This is a genomic window from uncultured Succinivibrio sp. (genome assembly GCF_902756765.1).
In the GTDB taxonomy this organism is placed as follows: Bacteria; Pseudomonadota; Gammaproteobacteria; order Enterobacterales; family Succinivibrionaceae; genus Succinivibrio.
In genome coordinates this window covers 1-5,395 of record NZ_CACVSS010000200.1, presented here as the reverse complement: position 1 = coordinate 5,395, position 5,395 = coordinate 1, and the positions used below count along the sequence as shown (strand labels likewise).

At 40.4% G+C, this 5,395-nt stretch carries 5 protein-coding genes and 1 pseudogene; all 6 read right to left on the bottom strand.

Features of this window, described 5'->3' with window-relative positions:
* Positions 1-212: 212 nt before the first annotated feature.
* Positions 213-1,085, bottom strand: a complete 873-nt coding sequence (locus tag QZU45_RS12390) for an AAA family ATPase (RefSeq protein ID WP_295355743.1) — start codon at positions 1,083-1,085, stop codon at positions 213-215.
* 4 nt (positions 1,086-1,089) lie between these two features.
* The gene (locus QZU45_RS12385) at positions 1,090-1,539 is read right to left on the bottom strand and encodes a hypothetical protein (RefSeq protein ID WP_295355741.1); all 450 of its coding nucleotides are present in this window, start codon (positions 1,537-1,539) and stop codon (positions 1,090-1,092) included.
* 106 nt (positions 1,540-1,645) lie between these two features.
* Positions 1,646-2,419 carry a DDE-type integrase/transposase/recombinase gene (locus tag QZU45_RS12380; RefSeq protein WP_295355739.1) on the bottom strand — a complete coding sequence of 258 codons (774 nt, stop codon included), beginning with the start codon at positions 2,417-2,419 and terminating at the stop codon, positions 1,646-1,648.
* A gap of 81 nt (positions 2,420-2,500) precedes the next feature.
* Positions 2,501-2,716, bottom strand: a pseudogene (locus QZU45_RS12570) (helix-turn-helix domain-containing protein); the annotation flags it as partial.
* 33 nt (positions 2,717-2,749) lie between these two features.
* Positions 2,750-3,529: a hypothetical protein gene (locus tag QZU45_RS12375; RefSeq protein ID WP_295355737.1), complete on the bottom strand. Its 780-nt coding sequence runs from the start codon at positions 3,527-3,529 to the stop codon at positions 2,750-2,752.
* A gap of 386 nt (positions 3,530-3,915) precedes the next feature.
* The gene (locus tag QZU45_RS12370) at positions 3,916-4,941 is read right to left on the bottom strand and encodes a transposase (protein ID WP_295355735.1); all 1,026 of its coding nucleotides are present in this window, start codon (positions 4,939-4,941) and stop codon (positions 3,916-3,918) included.
* Between the last annotated feature and the right edge of the window lie 454 nt (positions 4,942-5,395).

Genomic DNA, 5,395 nt, shown 5'->3' with positions numbered 1-5,395 from the left:
CCCATTTGAATGTCAGAAGTAATAGATTTTAAGTTTGTCCGGACCGTATTAAGGCCCGTGGTATGGGGATGGGGAAAATGTTCGAGTTTTTCCCCTCGAACATTTGATTATCTGTTTATTTTGTAACCAGTAAGTTAATTAAGCTGACAGCCGTTCGAAACGATCTGTCAGCCGGTGTCGAGCCTCTGCTTCTGTAAATGTGATAGCTCAGATTAGTCAGAGGTACCGAGTTTTCCGTTTTTTAGCATGAACTCGATGACCTCGTTACCTGCCGCAAGTTCAATAATATCAGGAGTTACCATGCGGGCGTTTTTAAGCGCAGCATAGTTAAGTGAATGCAGACAGATTTTGTTGAGCATTCGCGGTATCCCCTCCGACAGTTCGGCAAGCAGTGTTACAGATTCCGATGAAAATAACTGTTCTGTTACACCGGCCCATCTCAGATGAGCGGTAATGTACGGTCCGATTTGCTCATTTTTCAAAGGCTGAAGATTACAAACATACTGTATTCTCTGAGTAATGGCGGTGCATTTTTCATTGTTGAGTATGTCGCATATTTCACTCTGACCTGCCAGAATAAGACTGAGCGGTGAGCCGGAGTCGTATTTATCCTCTCCGTTAAGCAGGAACCTGATTTCTTCCAGCTGGTTGTACTTGTGGTAGCTTTGAGTAAGCAGATGGGCCTCATCGATAATCATAATGACTTTACGGTTGTAGGTCTTTTTCTGAATCATGATCTCCTGATGAAACTGTCTGCGGGCATCATTTACATAGATATGCGGTTTGACTCCCATAGCTTCCAAAGGTACAGTGTACAGCCATCTTGGTGTAGGGTTGGAAATAGATACGTAAAATATCAGATAGTTATCAGGATTCAACGAACTGGTAAACAATCTTAATGCCGTACTTTTCCCGATACCGGGACGGCCGGTAAGCAGTGCAAAGGAATTACTGTCTACGGTAAGCCCGAGTTTCTGTTTTACATCATTCTGCAGAGGGTTTTTATAAAGAAAATCGGTACCGATACTGGTTGTGAACGGCATATTTTTCATAGAAAAGTAGGAAAGAAAATCACTGGCTGCCATTTGTTTATTCTCCTATATTACGGCTGTAAAGCGATTTGTCAGAATCAAAATCAATTTCTTCATCAAAATCGAACTCTTTGTTATCAACGCCGGATGGCAGTTCTGCCTGCGTTCCACCGGTCGGACTGCATGACGGCTCTTCATTCGCGGTTGGAGCGGTTTCAAGATTTTCGTCTGAAGAAACTTCAGGCAGAGATACGGCCCCTCCGTACACCGGTGCTGTTTGAAGATTCTGGTTAATCTGCTGAGTAAAAAGAATGGCCGGCAGCTGTGTATTCATAAAGATGTCCTCATTTTTGTACAGTCCTCGACTCTTCAACAGTTCCCTGGCCTGACGTTCAACCTGTGCCGGGATTTGCGGAAGATTTTTGAGCATGTCCTTTTTCTTCTTTGTCTGAACAGAGCCGGCAATATCTTTAAATCTTACATTTGATTTAGGAACGAACGGAGTCAACTCATGGAAAGTATATACATCAGCACCGCGTTCAATCTCCTCTTTGGTATTTTCAATTACCTGACGGACCGTTCTATCGGTCAGCGAGGTACTGATAACTGCAAATTCACCTGATTTGCAAAATTTGCTGCGGATCAGGAATTCTGGCAGTTATGGCAGAATCCTTTTCAAAAGCCTCGTCCGGTGATAGAATGGTTTTATTGTTGGAACTGTCGTATTCCACCAGTGCCGAGTGCTTTGCGCTGTTGTATTCACGGATGCGGTTTTCAACAATTTCCTTGAATGCGTCAAACCTTACATCTGTCATACTCTCAAAAGGGATGAACAGATCATCCAGAGTTTCATTGACTCGTTCAAGTGCGCCCTTACTCTGTGGTTTGTAAGGGCGCGATTTTTTGTGAACAATTCCAAGTGTACGGGTACAGTGAAGCATGGCCTTGCCGTTATATATGGAGCCCTGATCAGTCAGTATTGAAGCTGGAACCCCGTGGGTTTCAATCAACTGCCGCAGACTGCTTAATGCAATGGTATCCTGCTGATTGGTTCCGATCCGCCACGATAGTATTTTCCTGCTGTAATTATCCATCCACAGTTGCACATACGGTGTTACGGGCATACCGTTTTCATCAACACAAACACCTCTTGGCGGCTCTTTCACATCTCCCTGAATCTGCTCCATCCGGTGTTCCTTGCGGTAACGTCCGAAAAAGGCTCTGCCGTTCTGTTCCCGTTCCTGCAGAAGCGTACGGCGTCCGAAACCTTCCTCAAACAGGTGCCGTTGCAGAGTACTGCGTTTGACTATACCGGTAAGATTCGGATGACGGGATTCCAGACAGCGTATGATTTCCTTTACACTGATGGTCGGAGTGTGCATCCTCATTACTTTGGCCTCATTCATCAGTGACTCAAATTTGATGAACAGCCGGCAGTCGGAGCGAACCTTCGGATATTGATTACGCAGTCCGGGCAGTCCACCTTTTTCATATCTTTCAATCCACCGTTTCAGGGTTCTTTCCGACAGATTGAATTCAGAGGCTATCTGTGCAATTTGATCTCTGAATTCCCTGCGTCCTTCCTCTGTTTCTCTGTTAATCCTGATAACAGGCGCAATAATCTGCAGTCGGAATGACTCAGCTGATTCATTCCGGTTTTGAATTTTAGGTACTGTTAAAGTCATAGTTCTCCCCTTTTATTGGTAACTGTTTAAAATCTAACCTCCGGGGCTTAATAATCTCCCGGCAGGGCATATTATCCTGGCTATATACCCTAAAGAGTGTTTCGGTGATTTGGATAATGTTCGGACTTTGTAAGAGCACATGGACAGTAAGATTTTGGAAATCGGAGGTGGCGGATTGGAGGTCACCGGATTGGACCGGCGTTCAAAATTCATTTCTGAACAGCTGGAGTTCTGGATTTCAAGTGAACGGATTATGGCCGCGCCGGCTTTCTTTATCACTTCGGTAATATTCAGCAGCTTACTCCACCGGCCACGGCTGAAAAAACAATCGTAAATATACCTAAGATTGCTTTGATAGCGCTGCAGCATATTCTTTGTTACGGGATTGTTTCCTAAAATTTTTAGGAACAGCTTATGGGTGAGATGAAAGTGCTCTTTGAGTTTACCGGCCTCCCGCATCTTCTGAACATAGCTGGATATTTGTACCGCAATAAGATGAAAATCATCGAAGTTACCGGCTTGAACCTCATACCTTGGTAATCCATGATCGGGAAGCATAACGTGCGTTTCATGCAGTACATCTTTATGTTTACCTGCATTATCCTTACGCACACGATGGGAACTGCAGTTTGGGTTGGAACATCTTAGTTTTTGCAGGTGACATGGCTTAGAATCGCAACAACTGCCATCTTCCAGATTAAGGATTAATTTGACGTAATCTGTAAATCCATCCCTCCACATGTGAACAGAACCATCTTCTTTTTTAAACTCGCGGGTAATTACAATGCATTTGCAAAATGGTACAATAATCATGTAGTTTCTCGTTCGTGTTCTAAAGGTAGATCAAAATACCTGGTCGAAACTACATTGTGCAGGGGGTTTATCGAAAAAAATGTTCCTGCACTCTCAGCCTCGACAGCAGACAGTTCTTCATTATCTCAGGATTTGATCTTACCGATATTCCATAACTTACAGCTTGTTAACACCTTTATATAGGCAACCCAATTCTATAGCATATGCAAAAATGAGCAACCACTCTATACAAAAAAATGAGCAGTAACTCTGTACAAAATAAAATAGCAGTTAAAATTAACAAAATTACGGGCAGTACGTTCTGGCAAAAGTAAGAGCAAACTGTTATGCAAAGTTATAAATCAGAAGGTTTTGACAAAGGAAGAGAGCAACAACAACTGGCAAAATTAGGATCTTTTACTCAGGAAAATTTTAGAGCTGAGAATTTGACAATTTAGTGGACTGTTTTGATGACAAACTAACTTGGCTGTGACAATACCCTCAAAACCAGAAAGAATCTGATTAAAGTCCAGAAGGTTGTGAGTTTTAATAAATTTTGAATTTCGCTTAACAGGATTTAGATAATGTAAATCCTTATTCTCATCAAACTGCTCCTGAACAGCCGAAGATGGAAAACCCTTATCGGCAACTATTATCCCTTTTTTTATACCATTTTCTACAATAAAGTCCTTATAACTCGTAACATCGAGCATATTTCCCGGGTAACATTTTGAACATACCGGTTCCATTCTGTCAAAATCAAATGCATACAGTACAGAAATGTCTCTTGCTCCTTTAATTTTGGCTTTACGTGAATATTCTGATAATGAATTAATTTTTGATTCATTGGATTTCAATGTTCCATCGATTAGTAAATGATGCTCTAATCCAACTTCATCGGCTCTTTTTTGCATGAATTTTTTAATAGTGTTGCAGAATTTACCAAGATTTTTAAAAAACTCGGAAACAATATTCTTTGAAAGAGATATATTAGGGTACAGTTCAGAAAGGAAGCTGTTATCATAATATTCCTTTAGCTCATAATCTTTTATTCCTGGATAACAGACTCTCAGTATAGATATAGCAAATATTCTGTGAGCATCATCTTCGCTATATAATTCTTTTAGTTCCTCCAATATTCCTGAAAACAACTCGTTGGACAGCATAATATTTGCCCAGTCCTTTAAGTCCAAATTAAATTCCGGATTATCTTTTTTCTTTGATAAATTGATATTTAGATTTTGATTTTTAGGCACATATTTACCATTAATGATATGTCCGATAGTCGGTCCATTGAGCGGTATATTCTTTCCGTTAACACGCTTGCAGCCGACTCTTTGTCTGACAGCGTACTTATCTTTATTTACTCCGTAAACAATAACAACAGTATTTTTAGGTCTTTCTACATCAAGAATATCTCTAGGTATTGGCATATCAAACTCCGTAAACATATAGTCTAATTATAACTTATAATTAGACTATATTCAAGAAAAATTTCACAATTTTGTCGATATTTTTTAATTTATTTAGGGAGAAAACGGGCTTTATGTCTACCTGAAAACTGAGGAAATTATGTTGTTGGTTGGTATATGGAGCAAATAATAAGATATTGAGACAAGATGTGCTCAATATTTGCACATCTTATATAGTATTATTAATTGGGAAAGTTCTATTCAATAATGTATGATCAATACTCTGTTACAACAGAGCCAATTCATTTTATCCTACTTGGGAACACAAACCATGTTTTATCTCACAAAATTACTGTTTACGATCAAAAAACATTCAGTTCTGAATATTTCAGAATGCATATCTGCACGCAGGAATTGACAGTTCTATCTGAACCACAGCGGACCGGTTGTTCCTGAAGGAATCCCGTATTTAGGA